At 59.1% G+C, this 22,388-nt stretch carries 18 protein-coding genes and 1 pseudogene; 6 read left to right on the plus strand and 13 right to left on the minus strand.

The genetic code is table 11. The features are described from left to right. Position 1: 1 nt before the first annotated feature. Complete coding sequence (locus KGB29_RS14795; RefSeq protein WP_150813799.1) at positions 2–889, minus strand: acyltransferase; 888 nt, start codon at positions 887–889, stop codon at positions 2–4. Between the two features lie 313 nt (positions 890–1,202). Here KGB29_RS14795 and KGB29_RS14800 point away from each other — a divergent pair, with 313 nt between their 5' ends. Beyond that, on the plus strand, positions 1,203–1,706 hold the full coding sequence (locus tag KGB29_RS14800; RefSeq protein ID WP_150813800.1) for an ATP-dependent zinc protease: 504 nt from the start codon (positions 1,203–1,205) through the stop codon (positions 1,704–1,706). 465 nt (positions 1,707–2,171) lie between these two features. Here KGB29_RS14800 and KGB29_RS14805 read toward each other — a convergent pair. Then, positions 2,172–2,489: pseudogene (locus tag KGB29_RS14805) on the minus strand (RHS repeat-associated core domain-containing protein); the annotation flags it as partial. Between the two features lie 200 nt (positions 2,490–2,689). Here KGB29_RS14805 and creB point away from each other — a divergent pair. From creB to creD, 3 genes are all read left to right on the plus strand, one after another. Beyond that, a complete protein-coding gene (gene creB, locus KGB29_RS14810) occupies positions 2,690–3,370 on the plus strand; it encodes a two-component system response regulator CreB (protein WP_090451814.1) in 681 nt (226 codons plus the stop codon). Continuing rightward, positions 3,370–4,788 (plus strand): two-component system sensor histidine kinase CreC, encoded by a 1,419-nt coding sequence (gene creC / locus KGB29_RS14815; protein ID WP_150813801.1) that lies wholly within the window; start codon positions 3,370–3,372, stop codon positions 4,786–4,788. The genes creB and creC overlap by 1 nt, the downstream gene beginning before the upstream one ends. A gap of 116 nt (positions 4,789–4,904) precedes the next feature. Continuing rightward, positions 4,905–6,275, plus strand: a complete 1,371-nt coding sequence (gene creD, locus KGB29_RS14820; protein ID WP_150813802.1) for a cell envelope integrity protein CreD — start codon at positions 4,905–4,907, stop codon at positions 6,273–6,275. A 240-nt stretch (positions 6,276–6,515) separates the two neighbouring features. Here the strand turns inward: creD and KGB29_RS14825 are convergent, their stop codons facing one another. From KGB29_RS14825 to KGB29_RS14865, 9 genes are all read right to left on the minus strand, one after another. Continuing rightward, positions 6,516–7,541: an RHS repeat-associated core domain-containing protein gene (locus KGB29_RS14825; protein ID WP_150813803.1), complete on the minus strand. Its 1,026-nt coding sequence runs from the start codon at positions 7,539–7,541 to the stop codon at positions 6,516–6,518. 102 nt (positions 7,542–7,643) lie between these two features. Further along, entirely contained in the window at positions 7,644–8,273 is a 630-nt protein-coding gene (locus KGB29_RS14830) for a glutathione S-transferase family protein (RefSeq protein WP_057716548.1), read from the minus strand. A 192-nt stretch (positions 8,274–8,465) separates the two neighbouring features. Next, on the minus strand, positions 8,466–8,645 hold the full coding sequence (locus tag KGB29_RS14835; RefSeq protein WP_085716476.1) for a hypothetical protein: 180 nt from the start codon (positions 8,643–8,645) through the stop codon (positions 8,466–8,468). After that, positions 8,642–9,772, minus strand: coding sequence for a PepSY-associated TM helix domain-containing protein (locus KGB29_RS14840; protein WP_150813804.1), 1,131 nt, complete (start codon positions 9,770–9,772; stop codon positions 8,642–8,644). The genes KGB29_RS14835 and KGB29_RS14840 overlap by 4 nt, the downstream gene beginning before the upstream one ends. A 72-nt stretch (positions 9,773–9,844) precedes the next feature. Beyond that, on the minus strand, positions 9,845–12,280 hold the full coding sequence (locus KGB29_RS14845; RefSeq protein ID WP_150813805.1) for a TonB-dependent siderophore receptor: 2,436 nt from the start codon (positions 12,278–12,280) through the stop codon (positions 9,845–9,847). 243 nt (positions 12,281–12,523) lie between these two features. Continuing rightward, positions 12,524–13,498: a FecR domain-containing protein gene (locus KGB29_RS14850; RefSeq protein ID WP_150813806.1), complete on the minus strand. Its 975-nt coding sequence runs from the start codon at positions 13,496–13,498 to the stop codon at positions 12,524–12,526. Beyond that, positions 13,495–14,013, minus strand: a complete 519-nt coding sequence (locus KGB29_RS14855; protein WP_057713015.1) for an RNA polymerase sigma factor — start codon at positions 14,011–14,013, stop codon at positions 13,495–13,497. Before KGB29_RS14855 ends, KGB29_RS14850 begins: the two co-directional genes overlap by 4 nt. Before the next feature lie 226 nt (positions 14,014–14,239). Next, positions 14,240–14,947, minus strand: coding sequence for a PolC-type DNA polymerase III (locus tag KGB29_RS14860; RefSeq protein WP_090451800.1), 708 nt, complete (start codon positions 14,945–14,947; stop codon positions 14,240–14,242). Next, positions 14,944–16,884: a putative nucleotidyltransferase substrate binding domain-containing protein gene (locus KGB29_RS14865; protein ID WP_057713017.1), complete on the minus strand. Its 1,941-nt coding sequence runs from the start codon at positions 16,882–16,884 to the stop codon at positions 14,944–14,946. Before KGB29_RS14865 ends, KGB29_RS14860 begins: the two co-directional genes overlap by 4 nt. A gap of 253 nt (positions 16,885–17,137) precedes the next feature. On the opposite strand from KGB29_RS14865, the gene KGB29_RS14870 reads away from it, so the two are divergent. Beyond that, the gene (locus KGB29_RS14870; RefSeq protein WP_102670834.1) at positions 17,138–17,584 is read left to right on the plus strand and encodes a response regulator; all 447 of its coding nucleotides are present in this window, start codon (positions 17,138–17,140) and stop codon (positions 17,582–17,584) included. A 110-nt stretch (positions 17,585–17,694) separates the two neighbouring features. Here the strand turns inward: KGB29_RS14870 and KGB29_RS14875 are convergent, their stop codons facing one another. Continuing rightward, entirely contained in the window at positions 17,695–19,872 is a 2,178-nt protein-coding gene (locus tag KGB29_RS14875; RefSeq protein WP_150813807.1) for a malate synthase G, read from the minus strand. Between the two features lie 579 nt (positions 19,873–20,451). Here KGB29_RS14875 and KGB29_RS14880 point away from each other — a divergent pair. Beyond that, the gene (locus KGB29_RS14880) at positions 20,452–20,970 is read left to right on the plus strand and encodes a glycine cleavage system protein R (RefSeq protein WP_008017358.1); all 519 of its coding nucleotides are present in this window, start codon (positions 20,452–20,454) and stop codon (positions 20,968–20,970) included. A gap of 215 nt (positions 20,971–21,185) precedes the next feature. Here KGB29_RS14880 and rarD read toward each other — a convergent pair whose 3' ends face one another. Continuing rightward, positions 21,186–22,073 carry an EamA family transporter RarD gene (gene rarD, locus KGB29_RS14885; protein WP_150813808.1) on the minus strand — a complete coding sequence of 296 codons (888 nt, stop codon included), beginning with the start codon at positions 22,071–22,073 and terminating at the stop codon, positions 21,186–21,188. Positions 22,074–22,388 lie beyond the last annotated feature (315 nt).

Raw genomic sequence — 22,388 nt, forward strand, 5'->3', positions numbered from 1 at the left:
TTCAGCGGCTCCCGGCGCGTAACGCCTCGATGCGCCGATCCTTCTCGATCCAGAGCCGGTTGACCCAGTTCTGGACCTTCTCGCGAAACGCAGGGTCGTTTTCGTAATCGCCCTGCCACAGCGCCGGGTCGAGTTCGCGAGTCTTGATGTCGATGATGACCCGCGGAACATTGCCGCTGATCAAGTCCCAGAACCCCGGAATCGTCTGCTGCGGGAAAACCACTGTCACATCGAGGATCGCGTCCAGCTGCTCACCCATCGCCGCCAGCACAAAGGCCACCCCGCCGGCCTTGGGCTTGAGCAGGTGATTGAACGGTGACTGTTGCTGGGCACATTTAGCCGCCGTGAAGCGGGTGCCTTCGAGGTAGTTGACCACCGTCACCGGTTGGCGCTTGAACAATTCGCAGGCCTGTTTGGTGATTTCCAGATCCTTGCCGGCCAGTTCCGGGTATTTGGCCAGGAACGCCTTGCTGTAGCGCTTCATGAACGGGTAATCCAGCGCCCACCACGCCAGGCCCAGGAAGGGCACCCAGATCAGCTCTTTCTTGAGGAAGAATTTGAAGAACGGCGTGCGCCGGTTCAGCGTCTGGATCAGCGCCGGGATGTCGACCCAGGATTGATGGTTGCTGATCACCAGGTATGAAGTGTCGCGACGCAGATCGTCACCGCCACGGATGTCCCATTGGGTAGGGATGCAGACACGGAAGATCAGCTTGTCGATCTCGGACCAGGTCTCGGCGATCCACATCACCGACCATGAGGCGTAATCGCGAAAACGGCCGGGCAGGATCAGTTTGAGCAGGGCAAACACCATCAACGGTCCGATCAGGATCAGGGTGTTGAGCAGGAGCAGCAGGGTCACGAAACAGCCGGTGAGCAGGCGGCGCATAAGTCACTCGTGGAAGCGGTTGGGCGCGCAATGATAAGCAGCTTCGGGCGACAGGCCAAATCGGTGCTGACGAATGTTTCACCATTGGATGGGTAGGCTGGGTTGGAGTATCCGGTCACATTACTGTGGCGATTGTACCGGCCTCTTCGCGGGCAAGCCCGCTCCCACAGTGGATTGGGGGTGTACACAAGATGTGTGAACGACACAAAACCCTGTGGGAGCGTGGCTTGCCCGCGAAGCGATTCCAAGAACGAACGAATTGCCAACTGACTGTCTAAAATTTCGCTGCCCATTGCTCAAGGAAGCCCCATACGTGAAATCGCTCCTCGCACTGCTTTCTCTTCTGGCTCTGCCGGTCATGGCCGCCGAGCCCACGCTGTACGGACGTTACGAATACATCGCGCTGCCGGAAATCGGCGGCGAAGTGCTAAAGGCCAAGATGGACACCGGTGCCCTGACCGCGTCGCTGTCGGCCAAGGACATCGAAACCTTCAAGCGAGACGGTGAAGACTGGGTACGTTTCCGCCTCGCGACCAAGGATGCGAGCAACAAGGTCTACGAGCATAAAGTCTCGCGGATCAGCAAAATCAAGACCCGTTCCGAAGAGGACGAAGAAGAAGACACTGCCGCGCCCAGCAAGCGTCCGGTGGTCGATCTGGAATTGTGCCTGGGCAACGTCAAGCGCACGGTCGAGGTCAACCTGACGGACCGCAGCAGCTTCAACTACCCGTTGTTGATTGGGGCCAAGGCATTGCGTGAGTTTGGCGCGGCGGTGAATCCGGCTCGGCGTTTTACGGCGGATAAGCCGGACTGTTGATTCACTTCTCACGAATCACTACAACTAATCAACCGCAAGTGTTGCCTTGCCTAGTTAGGTAGAGCTACTTGAGCCCGTCCGAATGAGTTCGGTTTTCTTATTTTGATCGATTATTTCGTCGATCGATTTTTCCCTCAGATTGGATGGGAGCACTACATGCGTCAAGGAGGGGGGAGAGGTATCAGGTGGGCGATTTTTTTCAAACCTCTCCTTAGCTTGAGCAATTAGCTCATCTGGTCTTTTACCGGTTTTTTGTATTTCCGTTTTCCAATAACGGTCTTCTCGTTTTTGTACTTTCTCGGCTGGCGGTTTACCTTTTCTGAAGTCTCTATCGATTTGTTTAGCTACTTTTTTATCAAACGACGTCTTTGGTTTTTCGATGAAGGCGTAATTTTCCATTTCTTTGGGGATTCTGGTTTTCTTCTTGAGGATATTAATCCGTCTCAGCGCTTTCAAAAGTCCCCAGGCGTGCCCCGTTGGATCTGCCCGATTCACGGGATCTCCGTCGCAATACCCATACGCATTCAACCCACCCTCCCCAAACGGACTCCAGCTATCCGGGCTATTAAACCGCATCAACACAGGAATGAACTGCCGATATCCGTTACCCAAATGATAATGCCCGGTCAGCGGGTCCGGCCGTTCGCCGTTGAAACCCAGCAGGCTGAGCAAGCCGTTTTCGGCTGGGCGATGACCATAGGGTGTGTAGGCGATGGGTTGTCGCCGATTTTCGACCAGGGCGTTTATTACCGAGCGCTGATGATCGGTTGCCAGCAGAATCGTTTTGCGAGAGTGCGAAGGCATTGACTGGTCTCCGTGTCAGTACCAAAAAGACGGGCTATCAGAATCAGCTTGTTTTCATCCATTGCCTACTAGCAGAACTGCTAGGTACTACAGACCTGAGCGACAATCAGCTCAGCCTGATTGACGCCGATTCCCCCTTGAGTCACCGTGCGCCCACATCACTGCCGGGCTCGGATGCCATGCCTCATATCCTGATTGTCGAAGACGAAGCGGCCATTGCCGACACCCTGGTTTTCGCCCTGCAAGGCGAGGGCTTCACCACCACATGGCTGAGCCTGGGCGCGGCGGCGCTGGAGCACCAGCGCCAGACCCCGGCGGATCTGATCATTCTCGATATCGGCCTGCCGGACATCAGCGGCTTCGAAACCTGCAAGCGACTGCGGCGCTTCAGTGAAGTGCCGGTGATGTTCCTCAGCGCCCGGGATGGCGAAATCGATCGCGTCGTGGGCTTGGAAATCGGCGCCGACGATTACGTGGTCAAACCGTTCAGCCCTCGGGAGGTGGCGGCGCGGGTCCGGGCGATTCTCAAGCGCATGGTGCCCCGCACAGTGAGCGAACCGTCGGCGACGCTGTTTCGCATCGATAGTGAGCGTGTGCAAATCAGTTATCGCGGTCAACTGCTGACCCTGACCCGCCATGAATTCCGTCTGCTGCAATGCCTGCTGGAGCAGCCCGAGCGAGTCTTCAGCCGCGAACAGTTGCTCGATGCCCTGGGCGTGGCCGCCGACGCCGGTTACGAGCGCAGCATCGACAGCCACATCAAGAGCGTGCGCGCCAAGTTGCGATTGGTGAAGGCTGACGCCGAACCGATCCAGACCCACCGCGGCCTCGGCTACAGTTACAACCCGGGACACAGCTGATGCCGCTGGGAATCCGGATTTTCCTGGTCTACGCACTGTTCATCGGCCTGACCGGCTACTTTGTGCTCAACACGGTCATGCAGGAGATCCGCCCCGGCGTGCGCCAGTCCACTGAAGAAACCCTGGTCGATACTGCCAACCTGATGGCCGAGATCCTGCGCGACGACTTCAAGGCCGGCAGCCTCAACCAGAACCGCTGGCCGGAACTGCTCAAGGCCTATGGTGAGCGACAGCCCGGAGCGAAAATCTGGGGCTTGCCAAAGAATCAGGTCAACCACCGCATCTACGTCACCGACGCCAAGGGCTTCGTCGTGCTGGACTCCAGCGGGACGGCGGTGGGGCAGGATTACTCGCGCTGGAACGACGTCTACCTGACCCTGCGTGGCGAATACGGCGCACGCTCCACGCGCAATGACCCGAACGATCCGGGGTCTTCGGTGATGCACGTCGGCGCGCCGATTCGCGACAACGGCCAGATCATCGGCGTGGTCACTGTAGCCAAGCCCAACAGCTCGTTGCAGCCTTATGTGGATCGCACGGAACGCCGGTTGCTGGCGTACGGCGCCGGGCTGATCGGCCTCGGTCTGCTGTTAGGTGCATTGTTATCCTGGTGGCTCAGCCGAGCCCTGCGAAGATTGACGGCGTACGCCCAAGGCGTCAGTGAAGGCCGGCGGGTTGAAGTGCCGCATTATCGCGGCGGTGAGCTGGAGCAATTGGCCACGGCAGTGGAGCAGATGCGCACGCAGCTTGAAGGCAAGGCCTACGTCGAACGTTACGTGCACACCTTGACCCATGAGCTGAAGAGTCCGTTGGCGGCGATTCGTGGCGCGGCGGAACTGTTACAGGGCGAAATGCCTCCGGCACAGCGGCAACGTTTCGTCGGCAATATCGACAGTGAAAGTGCGCGCATGCAGCAGCTGATCGAGCGGCTTTTGAACCTGGCGCAGGTCGAGCAACGCCAAGGGCTGGAGCAGCGGGTGGCGGTGCCATTGGCGGCTTTGGTGGATGGCCTGCTGAACGCGCAATCTGCGCGAATCGAAGGTAAACAGTTGCGCGTAGAGCAAACGATTCCATCGGACCTGGTGCTGATCGGCGAGCCATTTCTGCTGCGTCAGGCGTTGGGTAATCTGCTGGACAATGCGCTGGATTTCACCCCTGTTGAAGGTGTGCTGCGATTCACCGCCGAACGGACAGGCGAGCAGGTCGGGTTCAAGCTTTTCAATCAGGCAGAGCCGATTCCCGACTACGCGCTGCCGCGTTTGAGCGAGCGTTTTTACTCGTTGCCGCGTCCCGACAGTGGGCGCAAAAGCACCGGGCTCGGGCTCAACTTTGTCGAGGAAGTGGTCAAGCTGCATGGCGGTACGATGAGTATTGGTAATGTCGACGACGGTGTGGAGGTGAAGTTACACCTGCCTTAAGAGCGAGTTACGGCCAATCGCGAGCAGGCTGAATCTCCACACAATCTCCACATTCCCCCCATGGCTCCACCACATACCGAATCCAGACTCTCCCCATCCAAAACAGGGAGAGTCCCATGAACCGTAGCCTGATCCTAAAACTCGGGGCAATTGCCCTGTTGATTCTGTTGTTGCTGATTCCACTGTTGATGATCAACGGCGTGATCCAGGAGCGCCAGCAACTGCGCGACGGTGTGCTCGAAGACATTGCCCGCAGCTCCAGTTACAGCCAGCAATTGAGCGGCCCGCTGATGGTGGTGCCGTATCGTAAAGTCGTGCGCACCTGGAAGACCCACGAAAAAACCAACGAGCGTTATCAGGAGATCGGTGAAGAGCGCGGTCGTTTGTATTTTCTGCCGGAGCGCTTCGAACTCGACGCAGACGTTCAGACCGAACTGCGTTCCCGAGGTATTTACCAGGCGCGGTTGTTCCATGCAGACAACCGCATCAGCGGCCACTTTTCCCTGCCGGTTCAACTGGGCATCAAGGAAGATTTCGCCGATTACCAGTTCGATCAGCCGTTCCTCGCTGTTGGCATCAGCGACATTCGTGGTATCGAAAACGCTTTGAAGCTTGAACTCAACGGCCAAAACCTGGACTTCATTCCGGGCAGCCAAGTGAGCTGGCTGGGTGAAGGTGTCCACGTGACCCTGCCGGCGTTGGAAACAAAGCAGGCCACGGAGCTGGCCTTCGGTTTTGACCTGAAGCTGCAAGGTACCGGCCAGTTACAAATCCTGCCGGTGGGTAAAACCAGTAAAGTTTCGTTGAATGCCAACTGGCCGCATCCAAGCTTCATCGGCAACTACCTGCCTGCCCAGCGCGAGATCACTGATCAAGGTTTTACCGCCCATTGGCAGACTTCGTTTTTCTCCACCAACCTGCAAGAAACGCTGAACAGCTGCGTGTCCCGCGGTGGCTGTGAGGCGTTGTTCGGTCGCAGCTTCGGCGTGAGCTTCATCGAACCCGTGGACCAGTACCTGAAAAGCGACCGGGCGATCAAATATGCGCTGCTGTTCATCGTCCTGACCTTTGCCGGTTTCTTCCTGTTCGAAGTGCTGAAAAGCCTCGCGGTGCACCCGGTGCAATATGCGTTGGTAGGTGTGGCGCTGGCGTTCTTCTACCTGTTGTTGCTGTCGTTGTCCGAGCACATCGGCTTTGCCCTGGCGTACCTGTTGTCCGCCAGCGGTTGTGTGTTGTTGATCGGGTTCTACGTTTGCCACGTGTTGCGCAGCGTGCGCCACGGGTTGAGTTTTTCTGTGGGATTGGCGGCGTTGTATGGGCTGCTCTACGGGCTGTTGAGTGCAGAGGATTACGCGCTTTTGATGGGCTCGCTGCTGCTTTTCGGTTTGCTCGGCGTGTTCATGGTGCTGACGCGGAAGCTGGATTGGTATGGGGTTGGGCAGAAAACGGGGAAACAGCTGAACTTCGATATTGGAGCGGTGCAATGAGCCGGTCGTTGGGGTTGCGGGAGGATCAGCGGGAGGCTCGGCTATTGGCGATGCGGATCGTGAAGTTGTTTTCCGCTTGGCAGGCAGTCAAAAAAGGTAGGGTATAGCGCGAGTCAGGGACGGATTCATTTAAATGAATCCGCCCCTATTTTTCCGGTCCCTATTTTTTCCTGAAACAACGAGCGAATGACTTGTTTAAATTTAAGTCAGTCGCCTTTTTTATCTCTCCACCTTTGTGGTCTATTGGGCGCGCCTAACTAAGGAGGTAGGATTATGTACATTGTCAGCTCCTACATTGGACTTTCCTGAGGAAATGGGGTTGGAAAGTTCTCTGGTATTTTTTAACTTGACTCTGGGGATACTAATATTATTGAAATTATGCAAATGCCACGGACGCGATGGGAGTGCACCACTGGTGAGACTTGAGCCAGATAAACCTGAAACAGGAGTAGTTGGCGCATTAGGTGAGTGTGTAGGAATATTGAATGATTTAGGCGAAGGAAGTTGAGGAGGGGAGGGTGTAGCGGGTAACTGGAGGGACGATAAACGACGGCGAGTCAATGAACCGTATGCACTTGTCGTCATGCTCCCCATCCCTACTCCTATAACGCCAACACCCAGCACCATCAGCGCCAAACCACCAAAAAAAGCTGCAGATCCTTCTTTTTTTGCAAGAATGTAGCCTCCAACAATACTAGCGACTCCCCCAACAACCATTAAAAAACCACCAAAGGCATGCCCATTAGGATCCACTTTATTGACTGGATCTCCCGAGCAATACGCATATGCATTCAACCCACCCTCCCCAAACGGACTCCAATTATCCGTGCTGTTAAACCGCATCAACACCGGATTGAACTGCCGATACCCGTTGCCCAAATGATAATGCCCGGTCACCGAGTCCGGCCGTTCGCCGTTGAACCCGAGCAAACTGAGTAAACTGTTCTTCGCCGGGCGATGACCGTAGGGCGTGTAGGCGAGGGGATTAGGTTGAGTCGCCTCTAGTGCGTTGAGCACGGATCGTTGTTGGTCAGTAGCCAGTAGTGTGGTGCTCACCTTGGCGTCGAGGCGATTTTGCTGGGCCAGCAACTGGTCGTCGTGCTGAAGGATGCTCCACCGAGCGGAGCCCTGAATCTCGGTTGCCAGTCGACTTTTGCAATGAAAACGCTGAATGTCGGGCTGCTGAAGTGCCGTACAGCCATTCTGGCGGTCCAGCGGATCGTAATGGTAGCGGCACAGTACGGTTTCACGGGTTGAATTGGGCATCGACTGAACTCCGTTCAAGGTCCGGATAGCAGGACCTTGAGCATCGGAGCTTTTTCAGTTTTTGCCTACTAGCAGAACTGATAGTGCGTTGGCATCTCCAGGCTAAACCTTCGGCATCGTCGCAATCATCGAAGGCCGCTGGCTCACCTCGAAATACCACGCCGCCAACTGCGGATTCGCTGTGCGCCAGTCCAGATCCGGATGGCGCAGGTCCAGGTAACCCAATGCACAGGCCACGCTGATCGCGGCCACGTCGAAATGGCAGGTCAGCTCGGCAATCGCGTCTTTTTCCAGCAGCGCCAAGGCTCGGCGGATCTTGTCGCGCTGGCCGTCGAGCCATTCGTCCCAGTGTTTCTCCGGGGCGCGCAGGGCGACTTCGTAGCGCACCAGCACGGCCGCGTCCATGATCCCGTCGGCCAGCGAAGCGAGGGTCAGGCGTCGCCAGCGGGCCGAACCTTCGCGGGGGATCAGCGGGTTACCGACGTGCTGGTGGTCGAGGTAGTCGAGGATGACCCGGCTGTCGTGAATGATGTTGCCATCGGCCAGGCGCAGGGCCGGGATTTTGCTCAGGGGGTTGTCGTCGATCAGGGTCAGGTCCGGGTTGACCGGGGTGAGCACGCTGGTCTGTAACGCCACGCGGTTCTGTTGTCCGGTTTCGTGCAGCAGCACCATGACTTTGCGAACGAAGGGGGAAAGCGGGTTGTGGTACAGGGTCATGCTCGGGGCGGACATGGCAGCGTCTCGGTCGGTGGCAGTGTCGGGCAGCATAGCGCGTTGGTCTGATTGCTCAAGCATCATGGCTTGACCCCTTGTGGGAGCGAGCTTGCTCGCGATGGTCGTCAACGATGACGTTGGAAGACTGACACCCCGGGGAGTTCTCGGGTGCATCGCGAGCAAGCTCGCTCCTACAGGGGGGATGTCGCTTCAGCGGCGTTGCAGGAGGCCCCGCAGGGCAACAGCGGCGGGGATGCCCAAGCCTAGCCAGCTCAGCGAATCCCACACACCATCCCCGAGCAACGCGGCAAACAACCCTGCCGCGCTGAACAAGGCGATGACGATTGGAGTGCTAAACACTTTCCAGAAGTTCGACTGCCGGGGCTTCATGCCATGCTCTCCGCTTTTTCCAGCACAGGCCTGGCAGCCTTGCGCCGCACCACCCACAGGTAGACCCCGCTGCCGAGCACGATGATGGTCAGCACATCGAGGGTCGCCCAGAGTATCTGCATCGGCATGCCGCCGTAGTCACCGAAGTGCAGCGGTTGTGACATGCCCATGACGTCCATGTACCACGGGCGTTCGACCACTGCGGTGACTTGCAGGGTGCTGGCATCGATCAGAACCGGCGTCAGCAGGTGCGAGGTCAGGTGCGTGCTGCCCTTCATGAACACTGCGTAATGATGCTCACTGGAAAAGCGTGTGCCGGGGAAGGCGATGAAGTCCGGCTGCATGCCCGGTGCGACTTCCTTGGCGATGTCGAGCAAACGGTTGGCCGGCGCCAGTTGAGTCAGCGGTGGTGCATCGCGATACGGCGCGATCATCGCGGCCAGTGTGTCGTTGCGCCATGCGGCAATCAGTAGGTCTGCGCAGGCACTGACGACGCCGGTTACGCCGACCACCAGCGCCCAGGTCAACGTCACGACGCCGATCAGGTTATGCAGGTCGAGCCAGCGCAGGCGAGTGGATTTGTCCTGGCGCACGGTGGCGAATTTCAAGCGGCGCATGAACGGCAAGTACAGCACCGTGCCGGAAACGATCGCTGCCACGAACGCAATTCCCATGAACGCCAGCAGCAACTTGCCCGGCAAGCCGGCGAACATGTCCACGTGCAGGCGCAACATGACCATCATGAAGCCGCCGTTGGCCGATGGCGTTTCCAGCGCTTCGCCAGTACGGGCGTCGAGCATGAAGGTGTGGGACGAGTTCGGCTCGGTGCCTGCGGTCGCGGCCATGATGGTCAGCACTGCGTTGGGCTCATCGTCCTCGAAGCCGAAGTACTGCATGACTTCACCGGGACGATGTTTCTCGGCCGCGTCCACCAACTGCTGCAAATTCAGGTGCGGGGTGTCCGCCGACATTACCTTCACTTCAGGCGCATCGCCCAGCAAGTGGTCGATCTCGTGGTGAAAGATCAACGGCAGGCCGGTCAGTGCCAGCATCAGCAGAAACGCTGTGCAGATCAGGCTGGACCAGGTGTGGACGAAGGACCAGCGGCGAATTGTTTTACTTTTCATTTCATAGCCTTCAGAAAAACCAAAGCCGCCCACGAAGGACGGCCTGGTCATTGGGCGTGTCAGCTCAAAGCGTTACCACTTGTAGGTTGCACTGGCGACGACACTGCGCTGGTCGCCGTAGTAGCAGTAGTAGCTGTCGCAAGTCGAGATGTAGTCCTTGTCGAGCAGGTTGGTTGCGTTGACGGCCAGCGAAGCGCCTTTGAGGCTGTTGTCCAGGCGGCCGAGGTCGTAGTGAACCACTGCGTCGAACACCGTGTAGGCGTCGGCCTTGCCCAGCCAGGTGTTGGCCTGGTCGCCATAGGTATTGCCGGTGTAGCGCGCGCCAGCGCCGATGCCGAAGCCATCCAGTACGCCGTTGTGCCAGGTGTAGTCGCCCCACACCGACGCTTGCTGGTTAGGCATCAGTTGCAGGCGATTGCCCTTGTAGATGCCCTCTTGCACTTCGGATTTGGCCAGGGTGTAGGCAGCGGTGACCTTGAGGTTTTCGGTCACGTCGGAAACGGCTTCCAGCTCCAGGCCTTTGACTTTCACTTCGCCGGTCTGGCTGGTGACTGTCACGTTGCCCACGTTGTTGGTGACGGAAACGTTTTTCTGGGTCAGGTCATACACAGCCGCGGTCAGCAGGGTGTTGCTGCCCGGTGGCTGGTACTTGATCCCCAGTTCCCATTGCTTGCCTTCGGTCGGCTTGAACGACTCGGTCGGCGAGGCGACGGCATTGCTGGTCGGCTGGAACGATTCGGCGTAGGACAGGTAAGGCACGAAGCCCGAGTCGAACACGTAGCTGATCGCCGCGTTGCCGCTGAAGTTCTTGTCGCGCTCGGTGTTGGTGGCATCGCCCTTGTTGAAGAACGTGGTACCGGTGTGGACCCAGTCTTCACGACCGCCGAGGGTCAGGCGCCATTGGCCGAGGGCCATCTGGTCCTGGATGTACAGGCCGGTCTGCTGGGTCTTCTGTTCGTAGTCATAGAAGGCTGTGGAGCGTGCCGGACGCTCGATCGGCAAGCCATAGACCGGGTCGTTGACGTTGATGCCCGGCGCGGTGCCGAAGATCGAGAGGTAGTTGGTGGTGTTGCGCTGGTGGTCCAGGCCGATCAGCAAGGTGTGACTGACGTCGCCGGTGACGAAGTCGCCCTGGAAGTTGTTGTCCACGGCGAATTGGGCGATGTCTTCGTCGACATTGGTGGTGCCACGGCCGGTGTTGCCTTGATCGTCGACGACAGACCCGTAAGAGGGGCCGTAGCTATTGACGGTCACGGCCTGGAACGACAGCTCCGACTTGGTGTAGCGCAGGTTCTGGCGGAACTGCCAGACATCGTTCAAGCGGTGTTCGAAGGCATAACCCAGTGCGTAGTAGGTGCGGTCGTAGAAGTCGTAGTTCGGGTCACCCAGGTTCTTGTGGTGGGAGATATCGCCGAACGGCATGTCGATCTTGGTGCCCTGGATCGGATAGAACTGACTGGTGATACCGGTATCGTCACGGGTGAACTGCGTGAGCAGGGTGAATTTGGTGTCTTCGTCGATGTTCCAGGTCAGGCTGGGTGCAATGTTGTAGCGCTTGTCATCGATGTGGTCGATGGGCGTGCCGCCGTCGCGCAGGACGCCGCTGAGGCTGTAAAGGAACTGGCCTTCGTCATCAATCTTGCCGGTGCTGGCGAAGTTGATCTGGCGATGATTGTCGCTGCCGTATTGCAGCTGGATCTCGCTGCTGGCTTCAGCGCTTGGGCGACGGCTGACCATGTCCAGCAGGCCGCCCGGCGGGGTCTGGCCGTACACGGAGGAGGCCGGGCCGCGCAGCAGCGCCAGGCGGTCGAGGTTCCAGGTTTCCTGTTTCGGGTTGGAGTACACACCTTTTGGCAGTGGCAGGCCGTCGAGGAATTGAGTCGGCTCGAAACCGCGCACGCGCAACCAGTCGGCGCGGGTGTCGCTGCCGAAGCTGCTGGAGGTGATGCCCGGCAAGTAGCGCACGGCATCGTCGAGGGTGTGTGCGTTGCGGTCGTCCATCTGCTCGCGAGTGACGACCGAAATCGAACGCGGTGCCTCGACCAGCGCGGTGTCGGTCTTGGTGCCGGCGGCAGTGCGCTTGGCCAGGTAGCCCTGTGCCGGGCCCCAGGCGCTTTCAGTGTCTTGCACACCAATCACGCTGGTTACCGGCAGGTCCATCACACCCTCGGGCACGGCCACCAGGCTATAGGTGCCCGCACTGCTCTGTTCCAGTTGCAGCCCGGTGCCACGCAGGGCTTCGCGCAGGGCGCCGGCTGCGTCGAACTGGCCTTTGACCGGCGCCGAGGTCTTGCCCGCCGCCAGGGATGGATTCAACGACAGGGCCAGACCGGCCTGGCTGGCAATCTGGTTCAGGGTGTTGACCAGTGGAGCGGTCGGCAGGTTGTAGGCGCGGACGCCGGACGCCTGTTCAGCGGCGACCAGTTGGCTGCTGGCCAAAGGGGGGCAAAGGGCAATGGCAACCGCCAGCAAACTGCGGCGTAACAGGGAGTCTAGCGAACGAGGCATACAGCGGCTCCTGAATGGAAACATTTCTCAATTGCCTGTGTGCCGTACGAAAATCAAAAAGTGATAGGGCTGGATGAAAATAATTTCGATTCAGAAGTCGGTTGCGGCTGGTATTGGGTCAAATCGGTTTTTGTGGGGCGTCGAACGCCGTCATCGCGAGCAAGCTCGCTCCCACATTTTGAAATGCATTCCAATGTGGGAGCGAGCTTGCTCGCGATGACGGCCGATCAGACACAAAGCATTTCAGGGTTTGGTATCGGCCTTGGCCACGACCTTCACCCACCACTGCGTGTGCTGTTCGATCTGCACCGGCAGGGTCGGCAGCAGGGCGTTGAGTGCCAGGTCGGTGTCGCGTAGCGGGAAACTGCCGGTGATGCGCAGGTCGGCCACTTCCGGCGCGACCCCGACGTAACCGTTTCGATAGCGGCCGATTTCATGCACCAGGTCCTCCAGCCGTGTGTTGTCCACCACCAGCATGCCGCGAGTCCAGGCATCCGCACCGAGGTTGACGGCAAGAACCGGGCCCAGGCCGTTGTTACGGATCAGTACCTGCTGGCCTTCGCGCAGAATCCTTTCGTCAGGGTTGGACTCAGGGTGAACCGCCACCGCCGACTGCAATACGCTCAAGCGCGTTCCGTCTTCCTCGCGCTTGACCAGAAACCGCGTACCCAGCGCACGCATGCTGCCTTCGCGGGTTTCGACGATGAACGGCCGGGGATCGCCATGGCCGGTTTCAACCAGTATTTCGCCTTCCTGAAGCACGATGCGCCGCTGCTTTTCATCGAAACGCACATCCAGCGCACTGTGGGTATTGAGATTGATCAGCGTGCCGTCAGCCAGACGCAGGGTGCGTTGCTCGCCAACGGCGGTGCGCTGGTCGGCCAGCCAATAGTCGATCGGCAGGTAACGATCCCCGGCGAACAGGGCCAGGCCGACCACGGCAACGAAACTGGCGACACCGTTGCCAAGCTTGCGCACTCGCCGACGAATGCCTTCGCGCGATTGCAGCAAGGCAGTGCGGGCCGGGCCGCTGGCCACGCTGAAGCGTTGGTCGAGCATGCCCAACTGGCGCCAGGCGCGGGCGTGCTCTTCGTGGGCCGCGTGCCACTTGGCGAACTCTTCGCGCTCTACCGGGTTGGCGGAGTCCATGGACAGCTGCCAGGCAATCGCCGCGTCCAGCACGCTGGCCGATACCGGTTTGGAACTGACCGGGTTCATGTCGGCTCACCATACAGCGCGATATAGCACTGGCGAATGCCTTGGGCCAGGTACTGTCGCACCCGCGGCACCGACACACCGAGGCGCTCGGCGATTTCCGCATGACCGAGGCCGTCGAGGCGGTTATAGAGGAATGCCGCCCGGGCCTTGCTGGAAAGCGTGCCGAGCAAGCGGTCGATGTTTTTCAGGTCTTCGAGGATCATTTGCTGTTCTTCCGCCGACGGTTGTTCGGCTTCGGGAATCAGCATCAACTCGGTGAGGTAGGCCTGTTCCAGCGCGGCGCGACGGAAATAATCGAACAGCAGGCCCTTGGCGATCGCCACAAGGAATGCCCGCGGCTCGCGCGGTGCCTTCAGTTCCTCACGGCCCAGCAAACGCACGAAAGTGTCCTGGCTCAGGTCTTCGGCCCGCTGCGGGCAGGCGACGTTGCGTCGAAGCCAGGCCAATAGCCAACCGCGATGGTCGCGATATAACGCACCGACGAGCTCACTTTGAGGGCTTGGGACTGACGACACGCCGCATCACCGATTGGGAAATATTAACTAACGAGAATTGTTCGCGATTGTGGCAGAGGCGAGGGAGGTAAGCAATTGGCGTTGGTCGGGTGGGGATTTGGCGAAGGCCCCTGTAGGAGCGAGCTTGCTCGCGATGAGTTTGAAGGCGACGCATTTTTCCAGACAGCACGCGTCACCGTTCACGACCATCGCGAGCAAGCTCGCTCCTACAGGAGGGGCCTGAAGGTCAGAATGAAGGCGCCTGCTGCCGGCGCTTCCACTGACTCAAGCGCTGTTGCAAATTCAACGGGCTATGAATCTGCTGCTGCCGCGCACGGCTGAACAGGATCAGTGCCAGTTCGGCGGTGGCCAGGGCATCGGCGCTGGCGTGGTGGCGCTCGAAGACTTCGAGCTTGAACCAGTCGATCCAATCGTCCAGCCCGGCCTCGCGAATGTGCGCCTGGGGGCATAGCAGTGGCGCAATATCTGCCACATCCAGAAAGGCATGCTGCAACTTGTAACCCAGATGATCCTTCAGGGCGCGCCCCAACATGTGCTGGTCGAACGGCGCATGGAAGGCCAGCACCGGGCTGTCGCCGACAAACTCCATGAGTTCGAGTAGCGCCTCGGCCGGATCGCTGCCGGCAGCAATTGCACTGGGGCCCAAGCCGTGAATCAGCACACTGGGGCCGAGTTTGAGTTCGCCGCATTGCAAGGTTCGCTCGAACTGTCGACTGAAATCGATCGCGCCATCCTCGATCACCACGGCGCCGATGGACAGTACCCGGTCCTTGTTCATATTCAGCCCGGTCGTTTCCAGGTCGAGCACTACCCAGCGCTGCTCGCGCAGGCTGCATTCACTCAATCCGGTGACCGTCGGCAGGCGTTGAAGACGTTGTTGCAGGTCTGCGGACAAGCTCGGGCCGGCCGGGCGCAGCCATGAAAACAGGCTCATATCTGATACCGCAAGGTCAGGCTGCTTTGCAGGCGCTGTGCCTGGCGCAGGGACTCACGCAGGATGCGCCGGTCCAGATGATTGAGGCTGTCGGGATCGACCCGATTTGAGTAAGGAAAATTCTCTCGGGTCTGTAGTTGATGTTGCTGCATGCGGGTTTGCTGGATGAAGTGATAGGCCTCTTCGTACGCGGCGCCGTCCAGGGGATCGATGACCTCCTTGTCGACCAACTGGCGAAAACGCTCCAGCGTGTTGTTTGTTTCGATACCGTGGGCCAGGGCCAGCAACCGGGCGCCGTCGACAAAGGGTGTCAGACCCTGAGTCTTCAGGTCCAGGGTGGCCTTCTCGCCATTCTTGCGCGCCAGTACGAACTCGCGGAAACGCCCTACGGGCGGGCGATTGCGCAACGCATTCTCAGCCATCATGCGCTGGAACAAGCGGTTGTCGCCGACCTGGTCGAGAATGCTCCGGCGCAATTGCTCACAGCCTTGCTCGCTGCCCCAGACCACGCGCAAATCGAAATAGATGCTCGAACCCAGCAGGTTCTCCGGGGTTGCCTCGCGGATAAACGCCGCAAAGCGCCGCGCCCATTCGGCCCGGGACAGGCACAGCTCAGGATTGCCGGCCATGATATTGCCCTTGCACAAGGTGAAGCCGCACAGCGCCAGGCTCTGGTTGATCTGCTGGGCAATGGGCAGCAGCTTGCCGCGAATCTCGGCGGCATGGGCCGCATCCCTGGCTTCGAACAGAATGCCGTTGTCCTGATCGGTGTGCAGGGTCTGCTCGCGACGGCCTTCGCTGCCGAAACACAGCCAGCTGAACGGCACGCCGGGGTCGCCTTTTTCGGCGAGGGTCAGTTCGATCACTCGGCACACGGTGTGGTCGTTGAGCAAGGTGATGATGTGGGTGATCTGCGTCGAAGACGCGCCGTGGGCCAGCATGCGCTCGACCAGTTGACCGATTTCGCCCCGCAGCGCCATCAGGTTTTCCACTTTCTGGGCATTGCGGATGGTGCGCGCCAGATGCACCAGGTCGACCCGTTGCAGGGAAAACAGATCGCGCTCGGAAACCACGCCGCACAAGCGCTGGTCCTTGACCAGGCAGACATGGGCGATGTGCCGCTCGGTCATGGCAATCGCCGCGTCGAATGCACTTTGATCCGGCGACAGGAAGAACGGCGCCCGGGTCATGTACCCTTCGATGGCCTCGTTGAAATCACTGCTGCCGTTAGCCACGGTCTGGCGCAGGTCGCGCAGGGTGAAAATCCCCAGTGGCGCCTTGAGTTCATCGACCACCACGATGCTGCCGACCTGTTGTTCGTGCATCAACGTCACGGCTTCGCGCAATGGCGTCTGCGGGGCGCATGTCACCGGGTGGCGCATGGCCAATTCGCCCAGTCGGGTATTGAGCGAATATTGGGTGCCCAGGGTTTCCACGGCTTTTTGCTGCACTTGCTGGTTGACCTGATCCAGCAGGCTGCTGACGCAGCGCAGGGCGAAGTTGCGGAAGGTGTCCGATAGCGAAAACAGGCGGATGAATGCCGGCTTGTTCAGTTGCAGGCAGAAGGTGTCTTCGCCGGCCAGGTGCTCGGTGCGGGTCGCACGTTCACCCAGCAACGCCGCGAGAGGGAAACATTCGCCAGTGGTGATCTCAAAAACCGTTTCGGTGCTACCGTTTACCGTATGCGGACGCTCGCCCACCACCCGGCCTTGCTTGACGATATAGAAGTGCTCGACCGGGCCGTCAGCGGGTTTGATGATGCTCTCGCCGGGGGCGTAAAAACGCATCTGACATTGCTCGACCAGATACGCCAGGTGAGCGTGTTCCATCTGATTGAAAGGCGGGAAGCGCTGGAGGAATTGCAACGTGCCCTGGATGTTCTGCAACACCGCGGTTTTCCCTGCCTGTGTGAAGGCGTCCGCTTTACTCATAACCATTACCGCAGTCTTTTTTGAATTGTTGTTGTCGGATGACCCAGACATGGTCGACCCCTGTGGCCGGAGTGCCCATTGGACGTAAGTCTAGGTAGGCGATTGGTATGCTGAAATGTCGGAAGAATCCTACGCAACTGTGCGAAAAACCTCTCTGTCCCCCTATTGGAAAAATATCCGACGAAGCGCACATTTAAGGCCTGCTTAGCGATGTCTCGTCACTCTGCTAGGGAAATGAATTGAACATGTAGAGAAAGCCATGTCCGACCACGATATTTTGAGCGACGCCGAGCGCGAGGCGTTGAGCGCCGTCATGCTGGAACCTGACCTGCCGCCACAACGGGTGCTGATCGTCGATGACGATAAAGACGCCAGGGAACTGCTGTCAGAGATCCTGGCGCTTGACGGTATTCACTGCATGACGGCGGCCAGTGGCGAAGTGGCACTCAAGATGCTGGAGGAGAAACCTTCGATCGGACTGGTGATTACCGACCTGCGCATGGGCCTCGTCGACGGCCTGGACCTGATCCGACAGGTGCGCGAGTCGGTACGGGCGGCGTTGCCGATCATCATCGTCTCGGGTGATGCCGACGTGAAAGATGCGATCGCCGCGATGCATTTGAATGTGGTGGACTTTCTGCTCAAGCCGATTGATGCCGGCAAGCTGCTGGAACTGGTCAAGCATGAACTTGGGGTGGAGCCTTAGTCCAAGCCTGTCAGCCCTGAACTACCTCTGTGGAAGATCGCGGACAGCCCAAAAAGAAAAAGCCCTGATCTTTCGATCAGGGCTTTTTCATATCCGGCGCAGACGCTCAGTTACAGGCCATTGGCAGCCTTGAACTCGCGACGACGACGGTGCAGGACCGGCTCGGTGTAGCCGTTCGGCTGCTTCGTGCCTTCGACCACCAGTTCGACCGCCGCCTGGAAGGCGATATTGCTGTCGAAGTTCGGGGCCAGCGGACGGTAAAGCGCGTCGCCAGCGTTCTGACGGTCAACCACCGGCGCCATGCGCTTGAGGCTTTCCATCACTTGCTCTTCGGTGACGATGCCGTGACGCAGCCAGTTGGCGATGTGCTGGCTGGAAATACGCAGCGTTGCACGGTCTTCCATCAGGCCGACGTCGTTGATATCCGGCACTTTCGAACAGCCGACACCCTGGTCGATCCAGCGCACCACGTAACCGAGAATGCCCTGGCTGTTGTTGTCCAGTTCGTTCTTGATCTGTTCGGCGGTCCACTGCGGGTTGACCGCCAGCGGGATGGTCAGGATGTCGTCTACCGAAGCATGGGCACGTTTGGCCAGTTCGGCCTGACGGGCGAACACGTCAACCTTGTGGTAGTGCAGCGCGTGCAGGGCAGCAGCGGTCGGCGAGGGTACCCAGGCGGTGTTGGCACCGGCCATCGGGTGAGCGATTTTCTGTTCGAGCATCGCCGCCATCAGGTCCGGCATGGCCCACATGCCTTTACCGATCTGTGCGCGACCTTGCAGGCCGGTGCTCAGACCGATATCGACGTTGGAGTTCTCGTAGGCGCCGATCCATTTTTCCGCCTTCATGTCCGCCTTGCGCACCATCGGGCCGGCTTCCATGGAGGTATGGATTTCATCGCCCGTGCGGTCGAGGAAACCGGTGTTGATGAACACCACACGCTCGCTCGCCGCCTTGATGCAGGCCTTGAGGTTGATCGTGGTACGACGCTCCTCGTCCATGATCCCGACTTTGAGGGTGTTGCGCGGCAGGCCCAGCACGTCTTCGATGCGACCGAACAGCTCGTTGGTGAACGCCGCTTCTTCAGGGCCGTGCATCTTCGGCTTCACGATGTAGATCGAGCCGGTGCGGGTGTTTTTGCGCGAGGTGTTGCCGTTCAGGTTGTGCATCGATGCCAGGCAAGTCACCAGGCCATCGAGAATGCCTTCAGGCACTTCGTTACCGTCTTTGTCGAGGATCGCATCGATGGTCATCAGGTGACCGACGTTACGCACGAACAGCAACGAACGACCGTGCAGGCTCAGTTCACTGCCATCGACGGCGGTGTAGGTGCGGTCGGCGTTCATGGTGCGGGTAAAGGTCTGACCGCCCTTGGCGACTTCTTCCGACAGATCGCCCTTCATCAGGCCGAGCCAGTTGCGGTAGATCACCACTTTGTCATCGGCATCGACCGCGGCAACCGAGTCTTCGCAGTCCATGATGGTGGTCAGCGCGGCTTCCATCAGGATGTCTTTGACGCCGGCCGCGTCGGTCTGGCCGACCGGGGTGCTGGCGTCGACCTGGATTTCGAAATGCAGGCCGTTGTTTTTCAGCAGGATCGCGGTCGGTGCAGCGGCATCGCCCTGGAAGCCGATCAGTTGCGCATCGTTGCGCAGGCCAGTGTTGCTGCCGCCTTTGAGGGCGACCACCAGTTTGCCATCGACGATCTTGTAGCCGGTGGAGTCTACGTGAGTGCCGGCAGCCAATGGCGCGGCTTCATCGAGGAACGCACGGGCGAAGGCGATGACCTTGTCGCCGCGAACCTTGTTGTAGCCTTTGCCTTTTTCCGCGCCGTCGTCTTCGCTGATGGCGTCGGTGCCGTAGAGCGCGTCGTACAGCGAACCCCAGCGGGCGTTCGAAGCATTGAGAGCGAAGCGGGCGTTCATCACCGGTACCACGAGTTGTGGACCGGCCATGCGGGCGATTTCTTCATCGACGTTTTGCGTCGTTGCCTGGAAATCGGCCGCTTCTGGCAGCAGATAACCGATGTCTTGCAGGAAAGCTTTGTAGGCCACGGCGTCGTGCGCCTGACCTGCACGTTCCTGGTGCCAGGCATCGATACGAGCCTGGAAATCATCGCGTTTGGCGAGTAGGGCTTTGTTCTTCGGTGCCAGGTCATGGATGACCTTGTCGGCACCGGCCCAGAACTTATCGGCGGTGAGGCCGGTACCGGGAATGGCTTCGTTGTTCACGAAGTCGAACAGGACTTTGGCGACCTGCAGGCCACCGACTTGAACGTGTTCAGTCATTGCTTGCCTCACTCTGCTCAGCTATTTCGCTTTTCAGCTCTTCAATTTAACAATGAAGCCTTTGGCCATTTAAACCACAAACCCCTCTACCAGTACATGCCCACGACGGGCGGCTGGGTTGGGACCAATCAACGGCTTGGGGCCTTGCTGACAGGGCTTTCAGGGTTGCGAACGTGCCTGCGGCAGACATCGATCCAACGTTATGTAGTGCGCGCTGCGGCATACTACATGATGAATTGCGGTTGTGAAAATTAGACTAATTACGTCGTTCTGCGACCCCATGACGCATTGCGGTCACGTCGGGGAGCGTGATGTTCTCAAAAAACTATTGGATTGTTCCAGTTAAATATCAAAAGTTGTACACATTATCTTTGGTGCTCTGCTATGGGGTGCCTGTTTTTGTGGCGGGCTTGCCCCCGTTGAGTGGCGAAGCCGCTCCCGTGCATGTACCACGAAAAATTACATCCGCTCATTTTGCGACTGCTGCGCAGCCGAACGGGGGCAAGCCCCCTCGCCACAATGTTCCCCTTGCCTATACTTGGTTCTCTATAACAAAAGTCATGACTGGAGGGCTGCGCCATGGACCACCTCGTTCTCACTGTTTTTGCTCCGGACAAGCCGGGGCAAGTCGAGCGCATTGCCCAATGCATTGCCGAGCACGGCGGCAACTGGCTGGAAAGCCGCATGTCGCGCATGGCGGGACAATTCGCCGGCATTCTGCGGGTGGGCGTGCCGGCCGAGGCCTACGACGAATTGGTCGATGCCCTGCAGGGCTTGTCCGCCCAGGGCATTCGCGTGTTGGTCGCCGAAAGCAGCATCGAACAATCCTGCACCTGGAAGCCGATCGCCATGGAACTGGTGGGAAATGATCGTCCGGGGATCGTGCGTGACATCACACGCTTGTTGAGCGAGCAGGGGGTGAGTCTGGAACGGCTGGTCACCGAAGTGCGCCCGGCCCCGATGAGCAGCGAACCGTTGTTCCATGCCGAAGCGATTCTTGCCGTCCCGCTGACGTTGTCGCTGGACGTGCTGCAATCGCGCCTGGAAACCCTGGCGGACGATCTGATGGTCGAGTTGGTGCTACGCAGTGATCCCTGATCAGGTTATCCAAGTTAAACGTGCACCGGCCTGTGGATAACCTGTAGAGACACCCCGCCAGGCCACGCCGACCGGGGTTCTTCATGATCTGATCAAAAAACCAGCAGTTTCAGCCACTTGCGCACAATCGGCGGGGATCACGCTGTGGATAACCTTGGGAAGGAATGATGCAGGCCACGGGAGACGTGGCCTGTAGGCTTTTGTGCGTTTTTTGATCAGCTGCGGCGGCGCAAACTTATCCACGCATCGACGCTGTAAACCGCCAGACCGGCCCAGATAAACATGAACGCTACCAAGGTACTGGACGACAGGTGCTCGCCAAACAGCAGAACGGCTTGCAGCAGAACCAGGGTTGGCGCCAGGTACTGAAGAAACCCCAGTGTCGTGTAGGGCAAATGCCGTGCAGCAGCGTTGAAGCAGACCAGCGGCACCAGCGTGATCGGGCCGGCGGCGACCAACCACCAGGCCTGGGACGTGGTCCAGAATTCGGCCTGGGCGCTGCTGGCCGTCGGATTGAGCAGCAACCAGCCAAGGGCAATCGGCACCAGCATCCAGGTTTCCACCACGAGCCCCGGCAGTGCCTTGACCGGTGCCTGCTTGCGAATCAGGCCATAGAAACCGAAGGTCAGTGCCAGCACCAGCGACACCCACGGCAGGCTGCCGACTTGCCAGACCTGCTGCGCCACACCCACCGTCGCCAGGCCGACGGCAATCCATTGCATGTGCCGCAGCCGTTCGCCGAGGATCAGCATTCCCAGCAACACGTTCACCAACGGGTTGATGTAGTAGCCGAGACTGGCCTCCAGCATGCGGCCGTTGTTCACCGACCAGACGTAGGTCAGCCAGTTGGCCGCGATCAGCGCACCGCTCAGGGCCAGGATCGCCAGTCGCTTGGGGTTCTCCCGCAGCTCGCGCCACCAGCCGGGATGCTTCCAGACCATCAGCAACAAGGCGCCGAACAGCGCCGACCACAGCACCCGGTGGATGATGATTTCCACTGCGGGCACGCTGGCGATGGCTTTGAAATAGAGGGGGAAAAGCCCCCAGATGATGTAGGCACTCAGGCCTAGAATGTACCCGCGACGCGGGTTGGCGGCTTGCATGCAGAATCCTTGCTTAGGCAGCTAACAAAGAGGGGATTGTAAGGAGATTTGTTTGCGAATGTCCTGACTGAATAGGTAGGACATTTGTGAACATCGGTATCTGTAGGAGCGAGCCTGCTCGCGATGGACGTCAACGATAACGCGTGCTGTCTGGATAAACGCGTTGCCCTTGCGTTCTTCGCGAGCAGGCTGAACTGGTCAAGTAATCCCGGACACCGGTTACGGTGTTTATGCCGCCTTTTGCTCCATGGCTATTGGCGACAGATAGTTGTTGTAGCTGTGGAGCCTGGTGCGGTTGTAGTACATGAAGAAGCG

Origin of the sequence: Pseudomonas sp. BF-B-30 (genome assembly GCF_019956305.1) — a bacterium.
In the GTDB taxonomy this organism is placed as follows: domain Bacteria; phylum Pseudomonadota; class Gammaproteobacteria; order Pseudomonadales; family Pseudomonadaceae; genus Aquipseudomonas; species Aquipseudomonas jessenii.